Origin of the sequence: Atribacter sp. (genome assembly GCF_035418125.1) — a bacterium.
Taxonomy (GTDB): Bacteria; Atribacterota; Atribacteria; order Atribacterales; family Atribacteraceae; genus Atribacter; species Atribacter allofermentans.
The window spans coordinates 1-18,749 of the sequence record NZ_DAOLQM010000004.1; the positions used below are offsets into that span (position 1 = coordinate 1).

The 18,749-nt window shown below is 37.3% G+C and carries 14 protein-coding genes; all 14 read right to left on the reverse strand.

Annotated features, from left to right (window positions below; all coding sequences use genetic code 11):
* A partial coding sequence (locus PLK24_RS00610) for an ABC transporter transmembrane domain-containing protein (RefSeq protein ID WP_324475735.1) occupies nt 1–475 on the reverse strand: 475 nt, incomplete at its 3' end.
* Complete coding sequence (locus tag PLK24_RS00615) at nt 450–1,577, reverse strand: glycosyltransferase family protein (protein WP_324475737.1); 1,128 nt, start codon at nt 1,575–1,577, stop codon at nt 450–452. The genes PLK24_RS00615 and PLK24_RS00610, both read right to left, overlap by 26 nt.
* 13 nt (nt 1,578–1,590) lie before the next feature.
* Nucleotides 1,591–2,703, reverse strand: coding sequence for a lipid-A-disaccharide synthase (gene lpxB / locus PLK24_RS00620; RefSeq protein WP_324475739.1), 1,113 nt, complete (start codon nt 2,701–2,703; stop codon nt 1,591–1,593).
* On the reverse strand, nt 2,700–3,512 hold the full coding sequence (locus PLK24_RS00625; protein WP_324475740.1) for an LpxI family protein: 813 nt from the start codon (nt 3,510–3,512) through the stop codon (nt 2,700–2,702). The genes lpxB and PLK24_RS00625 overlap by 4 nt, the downstream gene beginning before the upstream one ends.
* Nucleotides 3,502–4,302: an acyl-ACP--UDP-N-acetylglucosamine O-acyltransferase gene (gene lpxA / locus PLK24_RS00630; RefSeq protein WP_324475741.1), complete on the reverse strand. Its 801-nt coding sequence runs from the start codon at nt 4,300–4,302 to the stop codon at nt 3,502–3,504. Before lpxA ends, PLK24_RS00625 begins: the two co-directional genes overlap by 11 nt.
* Nucleotides 4,295–5,182: a UDP-3-O-acyl-N-acetylglucosamine deacetylase gene (locus PLK24_RS00635; RefSeq protein WP_324475743.1), complete on the reverse strand. Its 888-nt coding sequence runs from the start codon at nt 5,180–5,182 to the stop codon at nt 4,295–4,297. Before PLK24_RS00635 ends, lpxA begins: the two co-directional genes overlap by 8 nt.
* Nucleotides 5,137–6,144, reverse strand: a complete 1,008-nt coding sequence (gene lpxD, locus PLK24_RS00640) for a UDP-3-O-(3-hydroxymyristoyl)glucosamine N-acyltransferase (protein WP_324475745.1) — start codon at nt 6,142–6,144, stop codon at nt 5,137–5,139. Before lpxD ends, PLK24_RS00635 begins: the two co-directional genes overlap by 46 nt.
* Nucleotides 6,145–6,166: 22 nt before the next feature.
* Nucleotides 6,167–6,676, reverse strand: coding sequence for an OmpH family outer membrane protein (locus PLK24_RS00645; RefSeq protein WP_324475746.1), 510 nt, complete (start codon nt 6,674–6,676; stop codon nt 6,167–6,169).
* 79 nt (nt 6,677–6,755) lie between these two features.
* Nucleotides 6,756–8,438, reverse strand: coding sequence for a BamA/OMP85 family outer membrane protein (locus PLK24_RS00650; protein ID WP_324475747.1), 1,683 nt, complete (start codon nt 8,436–8,438; stop codon nt 6,756–6,758).
* A 361-nt stretch (nt 8,439–8,799) separates the two neighbouring features.
* Nucleotides 8,800–12,450, reverse strand: a complete 3,651-nt coding sequence (locus PLK24_RS00655) for a translocation/assembly module TamB domain-containing protein (protein WP_324475749.1) — start codon at nt 12,448–12,450, stop codon at nt 8,800–8,802.
* Nucleotides 12,451–12,454: 4 nt separating this feature from the next.
* Nucleotides 12,455–14,068 carry a SpoIVB peptidase S55 domain-containing protein gene (locus PLK24_RS00660; protein ID WP_324475750.1) on the reverse strand — a complete coding sequence of 538 codons (1,614 nt, stop codon included), beginning with the start codon at nt 14,066–14,068 and terminating at the stop codon, nt 12,455–12,457.
* 3 nt (nt 14,069–14,071) lie between these two features.
* Complete coding sequence (locus PLK24_RS00665) at nt 14,072–15,088, reverse strand: rod shape-determining protein (protein ID WP_324475751.1); 1,017 nt, start codon at nt 15,086–15,088, stop codon at nt 14,072–14,074.
* Between the two features lie 17 nt (nt 15,089–15,105).
* Nucleotides 15,106–16,365, reverse strand: coding sequence for a UDP-N-acetylglucosamine 1-carboxyvinyltransferase (murA, locus tag PLK24_RS00670; RefSeq protein ID WP_324475752.1), 1,260 nt, complete (start codon nt 16,363–16,365; stop codon nt 15,106–15,108).
* Between the two features lie 152 nt (nt 16,366–16,517).
* Nucleotides 16,518–18,659: a type IA DNA topoisomerase gene (locus PLK24_RS00675; RefSeq protein WP_324475754.1), complete on the reverse strand. Its 2,142-nt coding sequence runs from the start codon at nt 18,657–18,659 to the stop codon at nt 16,518–16,520.
* Between the last annotated feature and the right edge of the window lie 90 nt (nt 18,660–18,749).

Below are 18,749 nucleotides of genomic sequence, written 5' to 3' on the forward strand. Positions count from 1 at the left end.
AGTTAATGTAAAAACATACTCCTATGGAACCAATCAGAATGAGAAGGTCCATAAATATATTCATAAAAGTATGAGAAAAAAGGTTTTGGATATTAGTTACATCATTAGTCATACGGGAAATAATATCCCCGGTTGGGTTTTCTTGAAAAAACGATGCCGATAGAGAATAAATGTGTTGATATAATTCCGAACGGAGTTTGGTAATCACCCGAAAACCAGCTTTGGAAACCCAAAGATTCTGAATATAAGAAGTGAGCCCTTTAATAAAAAATATAAAAACAATTCCAAAAGTTATGAATAATAACAATAACAGGTTCTTTTGAATAAGAACTTGGTCAATAATAATCTTTACCAGCCAGGGAAAAATAAGGCTAATACCAGCCCCTAAAATTCCCATAATAAGCGCTCCAGCTACCAATCCACCGTAGGGCTTGAGATAATTGAGTAGCCTAAAGAGACTTTTCCCTTTTACCATAAAAATTCTCCTGGATTAATTGAGTTAAAACCGAATCGGCTGTTGTTGGAAATTCGTCTTCTGATATTTCATAATCGAAATCTGTTTTATAAATCATATTTTCTACTTTACTTACCACATCTTCGGGGCAAACCTTCCCTCGTAATTCAGGAAAAATTTCTCTATTCATTATAATGTTTGGCAGTGATACCCACTTTTTTTTATGATTCACCGCATAGATTATCTTTTTTTTAATTATTGGACCTATTCCAGGTATTTTTCCAATGAATTCTGGGATCCCAGTCAGTGGTATATTTTTACTGTTCGCTTCCAAGGGTAAAATGATCAAGGTTTTCTTCTTCCGATAAAATAATTCCAAATTAGAAGACCCCGGAATAGCAATAGCAACATCAGCTTGGTTCATTAAGTGAGAAGCTTTACCAAAATAAAATGGGATTTTCCCTTCCCCCCAATTATCAACTGGAATATCTTTTTCCGAATAATGCGCCGGAAAACTAAGGGCAAAAGAAGTTTTCGGAAAAATTGGCAGCAATAAATCAGCAATTTTTTTATAAAAAGGGATTAGGTAATCATAAGCAAAAGACCGACTACCCGGTAGGAATAATATTCGGGGTTCGCCTTGACAAAAAAATCGGTTTTCCTCCTCAGCTAGGTATTTTTCCTGTACCACGTAGGAATAAAGCAAATCGCCAATAAATTTCTTTTGAGGGAATTGATGTCGATCATGATCACGAAGAAATCGGGCCAAATAAAGGTCTACATGCTTTGACCAACGTAAATGGCTCCCATAAACCCACAGAGGATATCCGCTCCTCTTCTTAAGAAGGACAGCATTATAAATATCCCCTCCCAAAAAGAGGATTAAACCTTGTCGTGGAAATGATAAAGGTTTTTTCCCCCAGCAAATCTGTTTGGTCTCAGCCGGTAAAAAAACCTTGGTAATGTATTTGTTTTCTTGAAGAACTTTTTGCTCACAACCAGTACTAAATTGGCAGGGTGTCAAAAATATCCATATTTGTATTGGAATTTCATTAGCAATAATCGAGTTCAACAAGGTCATAGCCCAATAATAAAGCTCTCCAGGACCATTTACCGTTATCATGACCACCGGTCGATCATCTAAGATAATTTTCGATCACCTCAACAACTTGTGAGTAAGTATCCCCATGTGTCAAAGTTTTTCTAATTTCTTGTGCATTCCTTTGAGCAAAACTCTCTATCAAACTATCGTTGATTATTTTTTCCATAGCTTGTAATAGATTTTCACTGTTAAAGTCATTCTGAATCAGCTCGGGACATGCCTCCCGATTAAGGAGAATATTTGGTAAACCAATAAACCTCTTTTTTAAAAATAACCGAGCTAAAAAATAGGTTAAATTTGACAATCGATAGACAATTATCTGAGGTATTCCCATCATGGCGACTTCCAAGGTTATTGTACCAGAACAACTTACACTGAGTGAACTTCCTGATAAAACCTGGTAGAGGTCCTCTCTTTTCTTTAGGTTTATTGGTAATCCCGATAATTGCTTTTCAAAAATATTTTTATACCGTTCACTGGCTAAAACCAGAAAAAAATCGTAGTCGGGATGCTGGTTCATAAAATCAGCCAGGACTTTTTTTAAAATTTTTAGATATTCATCAATTTCCTTTCTCCGACTCCCAGGCAGAAAAACTATTTTCTTGGTTGTTATATTTGAATTAAAAGTGTTGGAATGAGGAATTTTAGATGCCACCGGATGTCCAACCCATTTTACTTGGGCTTGACCACCTTTAAAATAGTTATCCTCCCAAGGGAAAATGGTTAAAATCCAATCTGCATAGCGTGAAAGCAGAGCTGCTCTCCGTCGATTCCAAACCCATACTTGTGGAGGTATAAAATAAATGATTGGAATACCTATTTGGTGGCATAACCGAACCATTCTAAGGTTAAAACCGGGGTTATCAATAAGGATAGCAACTGACGGAGGACTGCATTTGAGGATTTTCGCTGTCTTATTCCAAACTATTTTCCACTGACGTAAGGTTGTAAGTAATTCGAAAAAACCAAAAGTAGCAATGGCAGTCGTGTCATAAATTAAGTTAGCCCCAGCTTGAACAACACATTCTCCACCAAGCGCCAACACTTCTAAATCATATCTTTCCTTGAGGCGTTTAATAATTTCACCAGCGTAAAAGTCACCCGATATCTCTCCGGTCGAGATAAAAATAGATTTTTTTGGTTTCATGGGCTTGATAATGATACGCCTACCACACCAACTTTGAGTCTATTGGCTGTTTCCACAACTTCATTTCGTTCAATAAGAAGAGTCTTTCCGTATTCAATAGCAATTATTCCACCACCATGGTGACCCAAGGTCTGAATGGTTTCAATTCCAATCGTTGGAACATCGAGAAAAAAATTTTGCCGCGTCCTTGCTACTTTAATCACAACAATGTTTCCCTTCCCAATCAAAGCTCCTCTTTTAATGGTTTCATTCGTCCCTTCAGCAGCCTCAACTGCCAGTATTGCTTTTCTTTTCAAAACTAACGTTTGTCCAATTTCATTATCGGCTAAATATTTCGCAATTGTTAAGCCATAATGGATATCATCCCATTCATTTTCATTTGGAACTCGATGGGTCAAATTCCCTAACGGGGTTAAATGTCCTTTCAGGAACTCAACAGGAGTAACCAATTGTATGCCTTGTTGCTTTAATTCTTGAAAAACCGCATTTAATACTTGATCATCTCGATAACCCGAGAGCTGATTGATGAATTGTTTAAGGTCATTATGAATCAAATTTTTTTTAAAAAAACAAGACCGAGGAAATTTACCCGACAAGCATAAATAGTTGGTTTGATAGGTTTTCATGAATTGGAGAAGGGTATTTATGGAAAATTCATCAATGAGATGATGGGGCTCTTCGTGCTGATTATAATGGAAAAATCGAAAACCAACCCAAATGACTTCAATTTTCTTTTCCCGAGCATTCTGATAAACAATTGATGGGATCGATCCCTCTCCGGCTACTAATAAAAGCTTATTAATAAACATCGTTTAGCCGTTTCTCTTTAATAAATCGAGTGATACCTCGGCGACCTTGAGAAAAAAAGTTTATTATTTCTGCAACATATTCACCGGTAAAATCTCTTTGAATATTATCGAGAAGCTCGGGTAGATTTCCATGCCTTTCAAATATTATTGTATAGATCTTTTTTATCTGATCTCTTTCCTCTTTTGAATAACCACGCCTTTTCAATCCAACAACATTGAGACCAAAAAGACGAGCTGGGTGCCCATCAGCAAGAGTAAATGGGGGGATATCCATGACAATTTTCGATAAACCACCCAACATGGTGAGCTTACCAATTCGAACAAACTGGTGAACTCCCACAAATCCACTTAAAGTTGCCATATCATTCACTTCAACATACCCAGCTAATGAAGCGTTATTTGCCATGGTTACCTCATTTCCTACTCGACAATTATGGGCTATGTGACAATAGGACATTATATAGCACTTTCTTCCGATTCGGGTTTCATTCCCTTTCCCAGTTGCCCGATGTATCGTAGAAAATTCACGAATAACCGTCTCATCCCCTATCCAAACCTCAGTTTCCTCGCCTTGATAGGAGAGGTCTTGAGGAGGTGTGCCAATTACAGTATGATGTCCTATCATACACTTCGATCCGATATGTACCCTTCCTTCCAATATAACTCCACTACCAATCGTAGTCCCCTCACCAATCGTGACGTCTTTCCCAATGATTGCATAGGGTCCAACCTGAACACCTTCGGCAATAATCGCTCCTTCTTCGATGATCGCTCTTATATCTCTATTCATTAAATAACCTCGCCTTCCTTGCTATCAGTTTGACCATCTGATGATTCATGCTATGTCCTGAACGTATTCCGATAAAATGACCTACAACTCGATGCCCAATCAACATGAGATCGCCAATGAGATCAATAATTTTATGATAGGCCGGTTCCCCCTCAATGTTGAATTTTTTGTCCGATTGTCCCTTTTCATTGAGAATCAAGGCCGATTCTCTAACTCCTTTTCCGAGACCTGCATGGATTATCTGTTGAACATCATCCTTAAAAGCAAAGGTTCGTGCTTTAGCAATTTGGCAAAATCCTCCTTCGTTATCGGAAAAAGTCACACAAAGAGCGAAGGTTGACCCACAAAAATAATCTAAAAAATAAGTTACTTTAAAAAAATCACTTGGCAATGCAAACAGATACCGACCACGATTACTTACTTCAAGTATCTCTTGTATTTGAAAGTAGGCTCGATTGAGTTTTTGTTCCTCATAACCAACTCGATTCAAATTTTCTACCCAAAGCGAACAACTTCCTTCTCCAGCTGGGAGCTCTTCACCCTCAACTTTAACCAGTAGATTATCTACATCCGCACCCCAAGCTGCCGCTAAAAAATGCTCTACCGTTGAAAGAGAAATACCTTCTTTGGTTAGTGTTGAATTTCGATTACCGGAATGAAGATGATTAAAATGGGCAGGGATTATTCGGTCAATGTGGTTCTGAAAAACCTGGAATACTATTCCCTGATCAACTTTTGCGGGGTGAACCTCAACTCGTGTATCTCTGCCATAGTGCAATCCCTTCCCAACAATAGAAAAAGAACGAGAAATAGTTTTTTGCTTTTTTGAAGAAATTAAGATTTGAACACTTTTTTTTCCAAATTCTTGATCCTTTGCCATAAATCCGGTAATTTCCGTAATAGCACCTTCTCTTTCATTTCAATTTTATGGTCCTGAGCAGGGAAGCCTGAAACCATTTGATCATCAGGTATCGAATTGACAACTCCAGTTCGTGCAGCTAAACGGACACGATTCCCAATTTTTCCATGGTCAACAACTCCACATTGGCCAGCCATGATGACATCGTCGCCTAGACTACTACTTCCAGCAATTCCACATTGTGCAACAATTATACAATTTTTACCGATTTTAACATTGTGGGCAATCATAACCAAATTATCAATCTTGGTACCAGCTCCAATCCTGGTTTCTCCTAAGGTCGCACGGTCAATAGTAGAATTTGCCCCAACTTCGACATCGTCTTCCAAAACTACTTTGCCTACATGGGGAACTTTTAAATAAACATCTCCAGATCTTTCATAACCAAAGCCATCACCACCAATAATGACTCCACTTTGAAGAATCACTCGATCACCAAGGATACAATTTTCTCGAATAACCGTCTGAGGAAAAATTAAACAGCTTTTTCCAATCTGCGATCCCTTCCCTATGTATACCTGAGGAAAGATAATGGTGTCGTCAGCAATAATGGCATCTGATTCGACATGTGTTCCTGCGCCAATTGACACTCTTTCTCCAACTCTTGCTTGAGGATGTATAAAGGCCGTTGGATGGATACCTGGTTCGGGATAATCTTGAGTATAAAATTTGGGCAGTAATTGAATAAAAGCTAAACGTGGATTTTCAACGAAAATAAGATTTTTGGCTTGAATATCTATTCCTTCTCGACAAACAATAACGTCGGGGATCGAAGAAATAAAACCGGTTATTTTTTGCTGATGAAATAAAAATACCAAATCCCCCGAAGTTATATTATCTATAGTACCGATACCAAAAACTTCAAATTCGGGGTCACCAATCAGGTGACCGCCGATATAAGACATTATTTCTTTAATTTTCAAAGAATTTCACTTCATTCTCAGGTTAATTGTTTAGAGTCTTCAATTTTTCAATAACTTTATCGGTGATATCAGTCCCACCATATAGAACAACTGGCATGTCAACTGCTTCATTCTGGCTGACCGGAACTCGAATTTGAGTTCGAATCACTAAAGAGAGTTTCATCGATTCAGCAACTGCTTTTATTGAGTCAATCACATCACTATATCTCTGATTAATCAGCTCTTGTCTTTGTTTTAGCATTTCTTCTCCAACCGGAGCCCATTCTATATTCATTTGATCTTCTAATTCACGAACCTCTTCCCTGGTTTTTCCTTTCCCTTTCTCGTTAAGGTCTTGTTGCCTTTTCTGCTTTTCTTCAACAAATTGCCTTTCCAAATCAATGATTTTCTGGGTATTCGGATGAGCATTAAACAATTTCTCCACATCAATGAGACCTATATTTTGGGAGGTTGTTGCCGCCCAGGAAAAATTTCCCACCAAAAGAAGCGACATAACCACCAGTAATCCAATGAATAGTACCTGCTTTTTCATAATAAAGACACTTCTCCTTTCTTTCTATCAAAAGGGCTATAATCCCTTCACGATGCTTTTTTAGCTAATTGAATTTCTTTTAAAAAGTTTGACCAATACTAAAGTAAGTTTGTCCCCCTTCTTCGCCTAAACCATAATCTAAGCGTATTGGTCCAAGGGGTGTATCGAATCGCAAACCAACTCCATAACCAAATTTAATGTCATCAAGTCGAATTGGTTCATCCAAAGCCCAGGCATAACCAGCATCACCAAAAACGACCAATTGAGTATTATCAGCAATATCCCAACGGTATTCAGCATTAAAAACCAGCATCTGTTCGCCTTCAAATTCAGCAAGGTCATACCCTCGTAGGGTATTTACTCCACCAACCGTGAACTTTTCATACTCGGGAAGAGTTGTATCAGCAATACCTCCCATCAAACGAAGGGCAAGAACAGTATCCTGGCCAGTATCGATATAATTTCTCAAATCCAAAATATATTTATTATAATTATTATCTCCACCTAAAAATCGACCGGCAATTTCTGCTTGAGCAATTCCATACCATCCACTATGAGGATTAAAAACATCATCTCGAGAATCATAAATGATCATTGGGGTAAGAGAATTGGTAATACCTCCTCGATTAGGAACTTCTCCTTCCAAAGCAGTGATCTTTATATTTTCAGTTTTGTAGCTTAGTCTCCACCTCCAATAATCAGAAAATCTCCTTCCAAAAGAAACTTGGCCACCAACTCTTTCTTCTTCATAACGACCAATAATTTCTCCTTCTTCCCGATTTTTTCTCTCACGTATTTGATCATAGACTGAGAGAGAAAAGTAAGTTGGCGTATCAAAAAGCCAAGGTTCTTCAAAATAGAGTCGATATAAAGTCCTTGATCCAAATTCATACCGAAGTTCCAGTTTCTGGGCATTTCCACCAAAATTACTTTCTTGGTATCGAACAAAACCCAACCATCCATCTTCGGTGTTATATCCGACCCCCAAACCTGCTTCACCGGTTAATTTTTCAATCACTTTTATAACTATAATTACTTGATTAGAATCACTACCAGGTTCAATTTTCATACTAATATCATCAAAAAAACCTAAGTTATAAACTGCCCTCATGCTTTTCTTGATTTCAGAAAAGTCAAACTTGGTTGGGGTTTCGAAAGATAATTCACGAATAATAACATAATCTTTGGTCTTCTCGGTTCCTTCAATTTTAATTTGTTCAATAATACCTTCATGAAGAGTGAATTTTAAAATGCCATCCGTAGAAAAATCTGTACCATCTACTGCAGTGATCATATAACCATTATTGCTATACAAGGCTTTTATTCGGTCTAAATCGTTTTGCAATATCTTCCAATTCATGACCTGACCAGGGACTAAAATCATCGCCGAGCGAATTTCATCAATGGTCATTTGGGTGTTCCCCTGGATTTCAATCCCCTTTAGAATTTGATTTTCTTCAACTTTAAATATGAGCTCGATTCCATCTGGATATTGCTTGGTATCAACCCAAACTTTAGTAAAATAACCAAGATCAAATATCGACTTAATATCACTTTTAATTTTTTCTTGATTGAATGTTTCTTTGAGGGATATTGAAACTGCCGATAAAATGAGCTGGCTATTGATATTAGTATTACCCTCAACACGTATGGCTACTATGGGAGGACCATTTTGCGCGCATGCTATTTGACTTACTGGAGCTAAAAGAAAAAAGATGAGAATAAAACCGATCAAAATCACCTCTAATGGACGATATCTCATAAAATTCAATTCCCTCCATTTCAATTTTCAATTTGTATCCGGTTATCAAGATGTTTCATGGAGTTCACACTCTCTGATTTAATTTTTAGTTCCATAATTTCTAATTATTTTTATTATTAAAAGGACCCCTCAGTTTAAGGCAACAACAAGAGAAGTCCCTCATTCTCATACTTAAATTCTTCAATCAATAATTGAACTATTCAATTTTTTTTTAAAAAACCGTTTTCATCAAATCTACGGTTAATTAATTCATCTCAATAACTAAAAAATGGATAATCCCGATTATCGGCCACCTAAAATTAAACGATAATAAGCTACTAATATTCTATCATTTAAAAATCTTTTTTTTTAGTTTGGTAGATTAAAATCGAGTAGTGAATTCCAATTCCCAACCATAATTGCCATCGTTACCAAACTCAGATTTGAAGGACCATTCTCGACTGAGATCGAGTTCAAAATTCCAAGTAGAATTATCTCCCCCACTTAAGTCATGAGTATAACTTATTGAAGCATTTTCTCCAAGTTCTTTTTTTAATTCTATACCAAAAAATCCTTCATTCTCTTGATTTGGAGTAACCAATTCAACACTATCAAAAAAAAGAACATTTTTTAAACCAGTACCTTTCATTCCTAAGAAAAAACGCAAAGCGCTTAATAGATGTGGTTCCAAGTCTAAAGTATCTAAAGATTGATAAGCATCTTTATCACCAACGAATAAGAGAGATAGTATTTCTTCTTGAATAAGAGGCGGTTCAGACTGAAGCTTCATTTCATAATCATCTAAGGGGCCATCAGCTTTCAGAATAATATCATATCGCCTTACTTCAATACGCCCTTCCAAATGAATTTGGGGAATAAAACCAAAATAATCTCCAAACACCACATATCCTTGAACGGGAATAGTTCTCATAACTAAGTCATAGGTTCCTTCAGTCACATCCAAACGACCTTTAATTTCCATAGTACCTTGACCATTTTCAAGGGTTAATCCACCTTTAAGTTTTAAATCTAAAAACCGGGTCTTTACTCGAAAATTATCATCTGTTTTTAAAATAAGTTTCAATTGAATTGGAATATTTAGGAATGACTCATTCAAATTTTGAAAAATTGTCGTGGTACTCTGGTTTTTATCTAAATGAGTTGTATCGATAAAACCATTTCTCACTTGAATCATCCCTTCGGCTTGGAGGTCAGAAAATTCACCTTGAAGAGTAATTTTACCCTGCCAAGAACCTTGAAAATAATCAAATTGTCCTAACAAGCCATTTTCTCCGCTAATATCAAAAGCTAATTTGATTCCCGTTTCCCCTATCGTTCCCTCGGTATTAAAATCAAAACCTAACCATTGACCATGACCCTCGGATATAGTTAATTCTTTACCATTTATCGTAGCAAAAACATCTTCTAACTGAATTAAATCTTTTTCCTGTTGTACAACCTTCCCTTGGTTTACTTGAATCCAACCTTGATATTCTGGTTTATCCATGGTACCTGTTAGGCTCAACTCAGTATTGCCGGCCAAATACACATCGAGACCATAATCAGGGAAAGGAAGATTGGTATCATATTGACCAGTAAATTGGCCTTGAATGCTTTTATCCTTGACGTTGTAAGATCCAGAACCAAGAATATCGATATTTCGAGTAATTTCTTTTAAATGGAGTTGTTGAATTTCAATTTGATCATTTTTAAAACTTCCCTGAACAGAACCATTAAAATTCAAAAATTCTTCGACCTGAAGATTAAGATTTTGGCTCTTAAGGATCCAAATTTTGTTAGAAACATCGAGCTGTGCTTCAATATCTCCCTGCCCTGCTACTTTATAACCATCTTCGATTTCCTGTTCAAAATGAACACCTTGAATCTGAATATTCCCTTTTTTAAGAATTTCAGGATTTAAATACCTTTCGAAACCAATTTCCTCATTTTGTTTAGGAAGAGCACTTTCACCTTCAATCGTAATCTGAAAAGTAGTTCCCAGTGGCTGTCCTTGATAGGTTAATCCCTCTCCCTGAGCATTGATCCCAAAAAGCACCTTATCCCATGCTCCCTGAGCACTCAGTAGTATTTCTTGAATTTTACCCTGAAAATCATAGTCATTTTCAGGAAATTCAAGATTGCTAATTGTTCCAGTTATATTTATTGCTCTATAGGGCGTTATTTCGCCCATCAGAGACAAATTACCACCCAATAGTTGAGTCTCGCATTTTTCTATGAGTATTGTTTCCGGCGATATTTCACCTTGAAATTGAAAATCAGTTCCAGACCACTCGTCATAACTCCAGGTTGGTGCAAGGAGATTGGCTGAAATTTCCCAATCTCCTTCTGAGTATTGAAATTCTCCATCCCCTTCACCAATCATTTGGAGAGCTTTCCCAGCAATAGGATAAGAAATAAAAAAGTTTTTAAAACGAAGTTTTCCCTTAATATTCTTAAACTCTTTTTCGATCTCCCCTTCAATTGTCCCATCTTGGTTTCGAAGCATTAAATCAGTTATGGTCAACTTATCACCCCAGTAATTTAACTGAGCAGTTAATTGATCTCCAATAAAAATATCTTTCCAAAAAAGCGTTCCATCGGAAAGGGATAAGGAAATCAAAAGTGGATCCCCATCCACTTTTTGGACTTCAAATACACCAGAAACATTCCCTGTGAATGGAAGATTATCTCCACCGATAAAATAATCTAATTTACTATTTTCAATAGTACCCCTCGCATTAAATTGCTTATTAAAATAGGAACCATCCAGGGTTAATTTTCCATCGAATAAATAACCAACTCCTTGAAATAGTATTCTCTCAAGATCATACTGAAACTGCATTTGAATTTTTTCGATTCGATAATTCTGGTATTGAAGCCATTCGCTATTCAGTTGCCCTTCTGCCTTGAAAGATCCTGAAGAAAAAGTGGCATTCCCATTGATTATGCCTTTTCCAGTTAACTCGGCAAATTGGATCTCCATTGGATGGGAAACAAATTCTACATTTATTTGTTGATCGGAATATTTCCCTTTAATTTCTCCAAGAATCGGATTTTCTTCAATGATTGATCCAGGAAGAAGCTGAAGAGAAAAACTTGAGCTCTCAGGCAAAAAAACCACACTTGAAATAAGATCAATGTTGGGCTCTCCTGCTTTTAAATGGAGGCTCCCAACAATTTCAGAAATGTTTTTACGTTGAAGTTCAAGATCGAAATCGTAAGCATTTTCAACCATTCCACTCCTTACCTGTCCGTTTATTTGGATTTTAGGCTGATCTTTAAGCCACAATCGGCTATTTCCAAAAAATTTGATACTATTTTTTTCATCAGAAATATTCTGAATGCTAAAATCTTGGAGTTCAATTCCATCTTCTTTCGGAACTAATAAAGCAGAAAAAGAGAAATCCATTTCGCTTTCAACAGTCCCTTTTAAAGTATCATCATTTAAAGAAAAAATCAGTTGACCCTGGAGAGGGTAATTCTTACTGAGAATTTTATATTCAGCTTGAATTTCTTTTTCTGATATAAAATTACCACTCATAGATAATTCAGGATGATTTATGCGAAAGGATATTATTTTATCTTTCTTTTGAAGAAACAAGGGGAAAGCATCTAAAGTGTGGGTGTCGTTGGGGACACTTAGGCTTTTAATATCAATTTCGAAATCAGGAACAATATGAAACTGAAAATCCTTAATATTCTGTATAAAATCTTTTGAATGAGATGAGACTACGGCTTCAGGAATAGCTGCAACAATGCTCTCTTTTTTACCAAAAAAGAGACCCCAATCAAAAGAAAGGTTAACTTGGGGAGCGTGAAAGAAAAAATCATTATTTTGTAAAGATACCTCAACAATTTTAATGTTCAGAGGAAATGAAAAAGACACCTGTTGGTAACTCAGTTGAATCGGTCCGGTATTGAATTGATTTAACAAGCGATCAATGGTAATGCTTGCTAAACGTTGAAAACCAATAAAGAAAATTCCAACTAAAAAAACTAACAATATCGTTAGAGCAATTATAAACCTTTTCAAGATTTTACTCCAAAACCACTACACTTCCCGTAAAAGAACCTTCTAAAACAAAGGGGAGTGAAACGACTTCAGAAAAAAAGTTTTTCTGATTATCGCTGGAAAAGGTTTCACTTTTGCTTCTCATTTCAATTATAAGACCATTCGATTTCAATTGCTTTACTTTTTCATCGATATAATTATCAAGATCAGCTTGTGGAGAGGGTGATTGAGTATTTTCATCACCCCAACTCATACCTCGAACTACTACCTCAGCTTCACCCGGAACAAAATCTCTCGGAACAAACAAACCAAAATCGAGACTTTTAACGCCTTGACGATAGAGGTTTAAATCAATTCTTCCTTTTAAATCATTTCCTCTTTTTACATCAACCGGTAAAAAGAGGTTCCTAAAGGTAGCTTCTCGTATATCCGGAATAAATATAATTTTGATACTTATTTTATCGGCTTTTATCGATTGAAAAGGATTTTTAAAAACATCTTCAAGAATTTTTCCCAGATTATTCGAGGTATAACTGGAAATATCTATCTTACTCACCCAAAAAAATTCATTCTGAAAGTTAAATTCCTTTCCCTCAATCGATAATGTCACTTTAACGCTCCCCGGTCTTTGGCTGTCAATCGCCTGGTCGATAGAATTTAAAATAATTTCTGGAAAAAATTCTACCACAACATTTTCGTCTTGAATAATCTCAAAGTAATTTTGAGATATAACGCTTTTTTCACTACCGATTTCAATATCAGCTTTTATTACTTTGGGCAACACTCCCAATCGACCAGCTATTCCCGCACTTCGGTCCTCATCAACAATCCCTATCGGTTGAATGGGCGTGCCCACTTTAAAGGGAAAATCTTTGCCTTCTAAGCTAAAATTAACATACATTGAAGATAAAAAATAATTCACCCTTCCTTGATGTAAGAAGGGATGACCAAAGGCTAAAATTTTATTTTCATCTCGCCAGGTTAACGTCCCCAAACTGACTACATCCACATCACCATGTATCAATTGAACACCAATAGCGCTCCCTGGTTGAATTTCTACTGATGGTAAGTTCGAACGTTGGCTATATAAAGTAGCAGGTAAAGAAATAATTTTCCGAGAAAAAAAACTCGCCTTTTCTTGAAGTCTTTTTCCGGCCCTTTCACTCAATCCAATTGTAAAAATGACCGAGCTAGGGGCAACCTGTAAAACCGTTGAAGACTCCGGCATATTTTCCCAGAGCTTAAGCATGGCTTCAATTGGAGTCACTACTCCGATTAAGTTATCTTTGGTTTCCCAACTATAGGCTAAGGCTCCAGCTAATTTCCCACTAAAAAAAATAGGACTTCCGCTCATGCCAGCTGAAATCCCACCCATTTTCTTTATTTTTTCATCAGTAACTTTAACCACAATATAGCTTTGATTGATATCTTTCCCAATAACAACATCCAATACTTCAACAGCAAAATTCTCAATCCTGGTCCCATAAAAAACGCTTTTACCTATCCCTTCCATATTACGCCGAACCGACTGGATCGGGAAAAAGGGGACCTTCTCAGCATAACTAGAATAGGAAAAAAATACTATAAAAATGGTAAAGAAAAATATGAGGAATATCCATCCTAATTGTTTCGCTTTCAAGAACTAACTGTTCCTCCTTTTTGTATACAAGAAACCTTCCCGGAGGGACTTTAAATTATCCAACACTTTCCCTGCTCCTAAGGCCACACAGGAAACCGGCTCTTCGGCCACATAAGTTGGAGTTGCCAGTGCCTTTCCAATCATCTCGTCCATTCCTTGAAGAAGTGCTCCTCCGCCAGTTAAACATATTCCTTTTTCTCCAATATCAGCAGCTAATTCTGGAGGAGTGTGCTCTAAAATAATACGGGCGGCATCTACAATTGATGAGAGTGGTTCTGAAAGACATTTATAAACCTCGGAAGCAGTAATGGTGATCGTTTTAGGAAGGCCCGACACCAAATCTCGTCCTTTCACGTCAGCAGCTTTTTCTTCCCGCGGTGGTACTGCCCATCCAATTTCAATCTTAAGAATCTCAGCAGTACGTTCGCCAATCATAAGGTTAAATTTTTTCCGAAGGTGTCGAATAATTGCTTCGTCTAATTTGTCTCCTCCCACCCTAACCGATTGACTGATAACTACACCACCCAAAGAAAGAACTGCAATATCAGTCGTTCCTCCACCGACATCAATAACCATATTTCCCGAGGCTTCTGCGATTTCTAAACCAGCTCCTAAAGCAGCTGCCATTGGTTCTTCAATGAGAAACGCCTTTCTTGCACCAGCGTGATAAGCAGCATCTAAAACCGCTCTTTTCTCAACTTCTGTTCCACCTGAAGGCACACATATGACAATATCGGGCTTAAAAATGCTCCTACCACAGGTTGATTGTATAAAATAGGTCAACATTTTACGGGTTACTTCATAATTATCGATAACACCATCTTTAAGAGGTCGATGGGCAACGATATATTCAGGGGTTTTTCCAATCATTTCCCTAGCTTCTCTACCGATAGCTAAGATTTTATTCGTTCCTTTAGCCAGCGCCACTACTGAGGGCTCATTCATCACAATTCCTTTTCCATGAACATAAATAAGAGTGGTTGCCGTCCCTAAATCAACTCCTAATCGCTTATTCCACATAGAGAAAATCCTCCTGTTTATTCGTAAACCCTCTTTATCGAGGCACCAAGTTTAAGAAGCTTCTTTTCCAAATTCGCATATCCTCGATCAACATGAGAAATACCATAAACATCAGTCGTTCCCTCTGCTGCTAAGCCTGCTAAAACCAGTGCAGCACCTGCTCGCAAATCAGAGGCGGTAACCTGAGTTCCAGTAAGTTTTTCCACACCAACTACCACTGCGCTTCTCCCCTCAACTTTTATATTCACTCCCATTCTTTCCAGTTCTCCCACATGGGCAAACCGATTCTCAAAAACTGTTTCGGTAATTACACTAACCCCATCAGCTAAACAGAGAAGGGTCATAAATTGCGCTTGCATATCAGTGGGGAAACCGGGATACGGCATAGTTTTAATATCCGTTGCCTGAGGTCTTTCTTTCATAGAAATAAATAGGCTATCTTCCGATACCTTGGAAATTTTGGCGCCGATTTCTTCCAATTTGGTAATAATAGAACGCATGGCAATATGATTAACTCCCTTAACTTCCACATTTCCACCAGTAATAGCAGCTGCAACACAAAATGTTCCTGCTTCAATTCGGTCATTAATGATTGAATAATCACAACCATATAATTTAGGAGTTCCGTGTATAATAATGGTATCGGTTCCAACTCCGTCGATTTTTGCACCCATCGCCATTAGAAAGTTTGCCAGATCAGTAACTTCCGGCTCTCTGGCTGCATTGGCTATCACCGTATCGCCTGGAATAACCGAAGCCAGCATCATTATATTCTCAGTAGCGCCTACACTTGGAAAATCTAAGTATATTTCACCGGGGTGTAATTGATCCGTCCAAGCTTCGACATACCCCGAATGCATCGATACTTGAACCCCCAAATGAAGAAATCCTTTTATATGAAGGTCTATAGGTCTTGAACCAATTGCACATCCACCTGGAAGCGGAACTTGAGCTCTTTTTAATCTGGTGATAAGTGGACCGGTGACTAAAAAAGAAGCTCTCATTTTTCGTATTAATTCGTAGGGAGCATCTGATTTAATGAGAGAGTCAGGGAAAATTTGATAGGTTCCTTCTGCCAACTTCTCGATTCTGACTCCTAAACCTTGAAGAACCAAAATCATGGTATTTACATCTAATAAATCAGGAATATTTCTAATAATGGAAGGTGTCTCACTTAAAAGAGTAGCGGCAAGAATAGGAAGTGCTGCATTTTTAGAACCACCAATTTCTACTATACCTGATAAAGGATTCCCTCCATTAATTACAAACTTTTCCACGCCTACTCTCCCTTTCATCCAGACGCCTTTTAATTCCGGAAACATGCACCTCTTACGTATCCCTTTTTGCCTTTTCTATAACCAGATACTCGTATTATTATATCTTATTCTGAATCATATTTTTCACTAATTTAAACTCTTTTAATTTCTTATTATGAGGTTTTTTTCTCAAGAGTTGTAACCGAATCATCCTTCTTTTTTTGGTTTGGTGCATTAAATTCAAACCCTATTTTCCCACCTTCTTGAAGAATTAGCCGCGCTTTGAAAAATTTTCCTTTCTTGGATTTAAAACCTGAAATAATATCTGTCCTTCCTTGAGTGATGAGCTTCTGAGCCTGGCTACGGGTAATGGTTTTTCCCAAAATTTTTTTCCATAAGGTAAAAGGACACCCTTCCTTCCATTGAACACAGGCAAAAGCGCTTCGGTTTTCCTGAACTGGCGAACCACATATTGGACAAGAACCAACATTGCTGTTCATTTTTGCCCGTTCGCCATTATCTGGTTTTTCTTTAACCTTGGCTACGATCTCCTCGGTCATTTTTTTGATTTCGTCCATAAACTCTTGTCGAGAAAATTGTCCCTTTTCGATTAAAACGAGTTTCTTCTCCCATTGGCCGGTTAATTGAGGGGATGCTAACTCATTAACTGGAATACTTTCAATTAAATTAATAAGTTCAATCCCTTTAGGTGAAGGAATTAAGGTTTTCTCTTCCCTTTCTAAATATCCAACCTCGATTAATCGCTCAATAATTGCAGCTCGGGTTGCGGGGGTACCCAACCCCGATTCTTTCATAATTTCTTGCAACTCTTCGTCTTCAACAAACTTTCCTGCACCCTCCATAGCAGAAAGGAGAGATGCTTCAGTATAACGTGGTGGTGCTTTGGTTTCTTTTTCTTCAACCCAAACTTTTTCGGTGGTCACCATTGTTCCAACTTCAACTTCCGGGAGAAATTCCGTCTCTTCTGATCCGGCTTCTTTTCCGTATACTTTTCTCCATCCTGGTTCAACTAACACTTTCGATTTACTAATAAAATTCTCATTATTGACCTCAGTTTTAATTCGTCGCTGCGCCCAGATTGCCTCAGGGTAAAAAACCGAAAGAAATCGCTTGCAAATCAGATCCATAATTTTTTGGTCATCTCGTCCCAGAGTGTCCCAATCAATTTTTTCTCCGGTCGGAATGATGGCATGATGGTCGGATACTCGGCTATTATCAAACACCCTTCTATCCTTTAATGCTTTTTTTGAGTCAAAAGGATCTTGAGTCAATTCTTCAAAGCCACATTTTCGAAGCATATTCCATCCTGTTGTCACCTGTTCGACCAAATCATTAGAAAGATATCGGGAATCGGTTCGTGGATAAGTAATCAGTTTGCGGGCTTCATAGAGTTTTTGAGCTGAATTAAGGGTTCTTTTAGCAGAAAAACCAAAAATTTTATTCGCATCCCGCTGCAATTCAGTAAGGTCATAAAGAAGGGGATGTTGTTCTTTGGTTTTTTTATTAGAAAACTCAATCACTTTGCCTTTTTTCCCTTGAACGTTTTGTTCAATTTGTAAGGCTTGTTGTTGATCGTAAACTCGATCTTCACCATCAATCCATTTTCCCACATAAGTCCCTTGGGGTGAAGAAAATACAGCAAATATTTCCCAATAAGGTGTTGGTTTGAACTCTCGTATCTCTTTTTCTCGTTGGACTAAGATCGCTAAAGTTGGAGTCTGAACCCTACCAACCGACAACAAAATTTTAAAGCGAGCAGTAAATACCCGGGTTCCGTTTATTCCCACCAACCAATCGCTTTCCGATCGACATTTGGCCGCTTCTGCTAATAGTTCCATTCTCTCTCCAGGAATAAGATTAGCAAACGATTGACGGATTGCAGCTGTAGTCATTGATGAAAGCCAAAGTCTTTTAAATGGCTTTTGGCTTTCGGTAAATTCATAAATATATCTAAATATAAGTTCTCCTTCTCGCCCGGCATCACATCCGTTTATAACTTCTTCAACGTCATCTGATTTAAGGAGATCTTTGATTATTTTTATTCTTTTCTCATTTTTCGCAATCGGCTTTAAAAAAAACTTATCAGGAAGAATAGGAAGAAGACTTAATCTCCAAACCTTAAATCTTTTCTCGTAATCTTCTGGTTCAGCTAATGTAATAAGATGACCTATAGCCCAGGTAATATAATATTTCTCGCTTTCTAAGTACTCTTTTCGATTGGTAAATTTTCCTAAAACTTTGGCAATATCTTTTGCGACACTCGGTTTTTCAGTAATGATCAGAGTTTTACCCATACCTTACCTCGATTCCTATATAAAAAAATGTTTTTAACAATGATTTCCAATCCGCAATGTGGAAAAAACTTGACAGGTTTTTTAAAAACC

Bases quoted from the DNA above. Each gene is read 5' to 3' on its own strand.
- PLK24_RS00665 (WP_324475751.1), bottom strand. From the start codon at position 15,088: ATGTGGAATAAGCGATTAGGAGTTGATTTAGGGACGGCAACCACTCTT.
- PLK24_RS00675 (WP_324475754.1), bottom strand. From the start codon at position 18,659: ATGGGTAAAACTCTGATCATTACTGAAAAACCGAGTGTCGCAAAAGAT.
- lpxA (WP_324475741.1), bottom strand. From the start codon at position 4,302: ATGAATAGAGATATAAGAGCGATCATCGAAGAAGGAGCGATTATTGCC.
- PLK24_RS00635 (WP_324475743.1), bottom strand. From the start codon at position 5,182: ATGGCAAAGGATCAAGAATTTGGAAAAAAAAGTGTTCAAATCTTAATT.
- PLK24_RS00625 (WP_324475740.1), bottom strand. From the start codon at position 3,512: ATGTTTATTAATAAGCTTTTATTAGTAGCCGGAGAGGGATCGATCCCA.
- PLK24_RS00650 (WP_324475747.1), bottom strand. From the start codon at position 8,438: ATGAGATATCGTCCATTAGAGGTGATTTTGATCGGTTTTATTCTCATC.
- PLK24_RS00645 (WP_324475746.1), bottom strand. From the start codon at position 6,676: ATGAAAAAGCAGGTACTATTCATTGGATTACTGGTGGTTATGTCGCTT.
- lpxB (WP_324475739.1), bottom strand. From the start codon at position 2,703: ATGAAACCAAAAAAATCTATTTTTATCTCGACCGGAGAGATATCGGGT.
- PLK24_RS00615 (WP_324475737.1), bottom strand. From the start codon at position 1,577: ATGATAACGGTAAATGGTCCTGGAGAGCTTTATTATTGGGCTATGACC.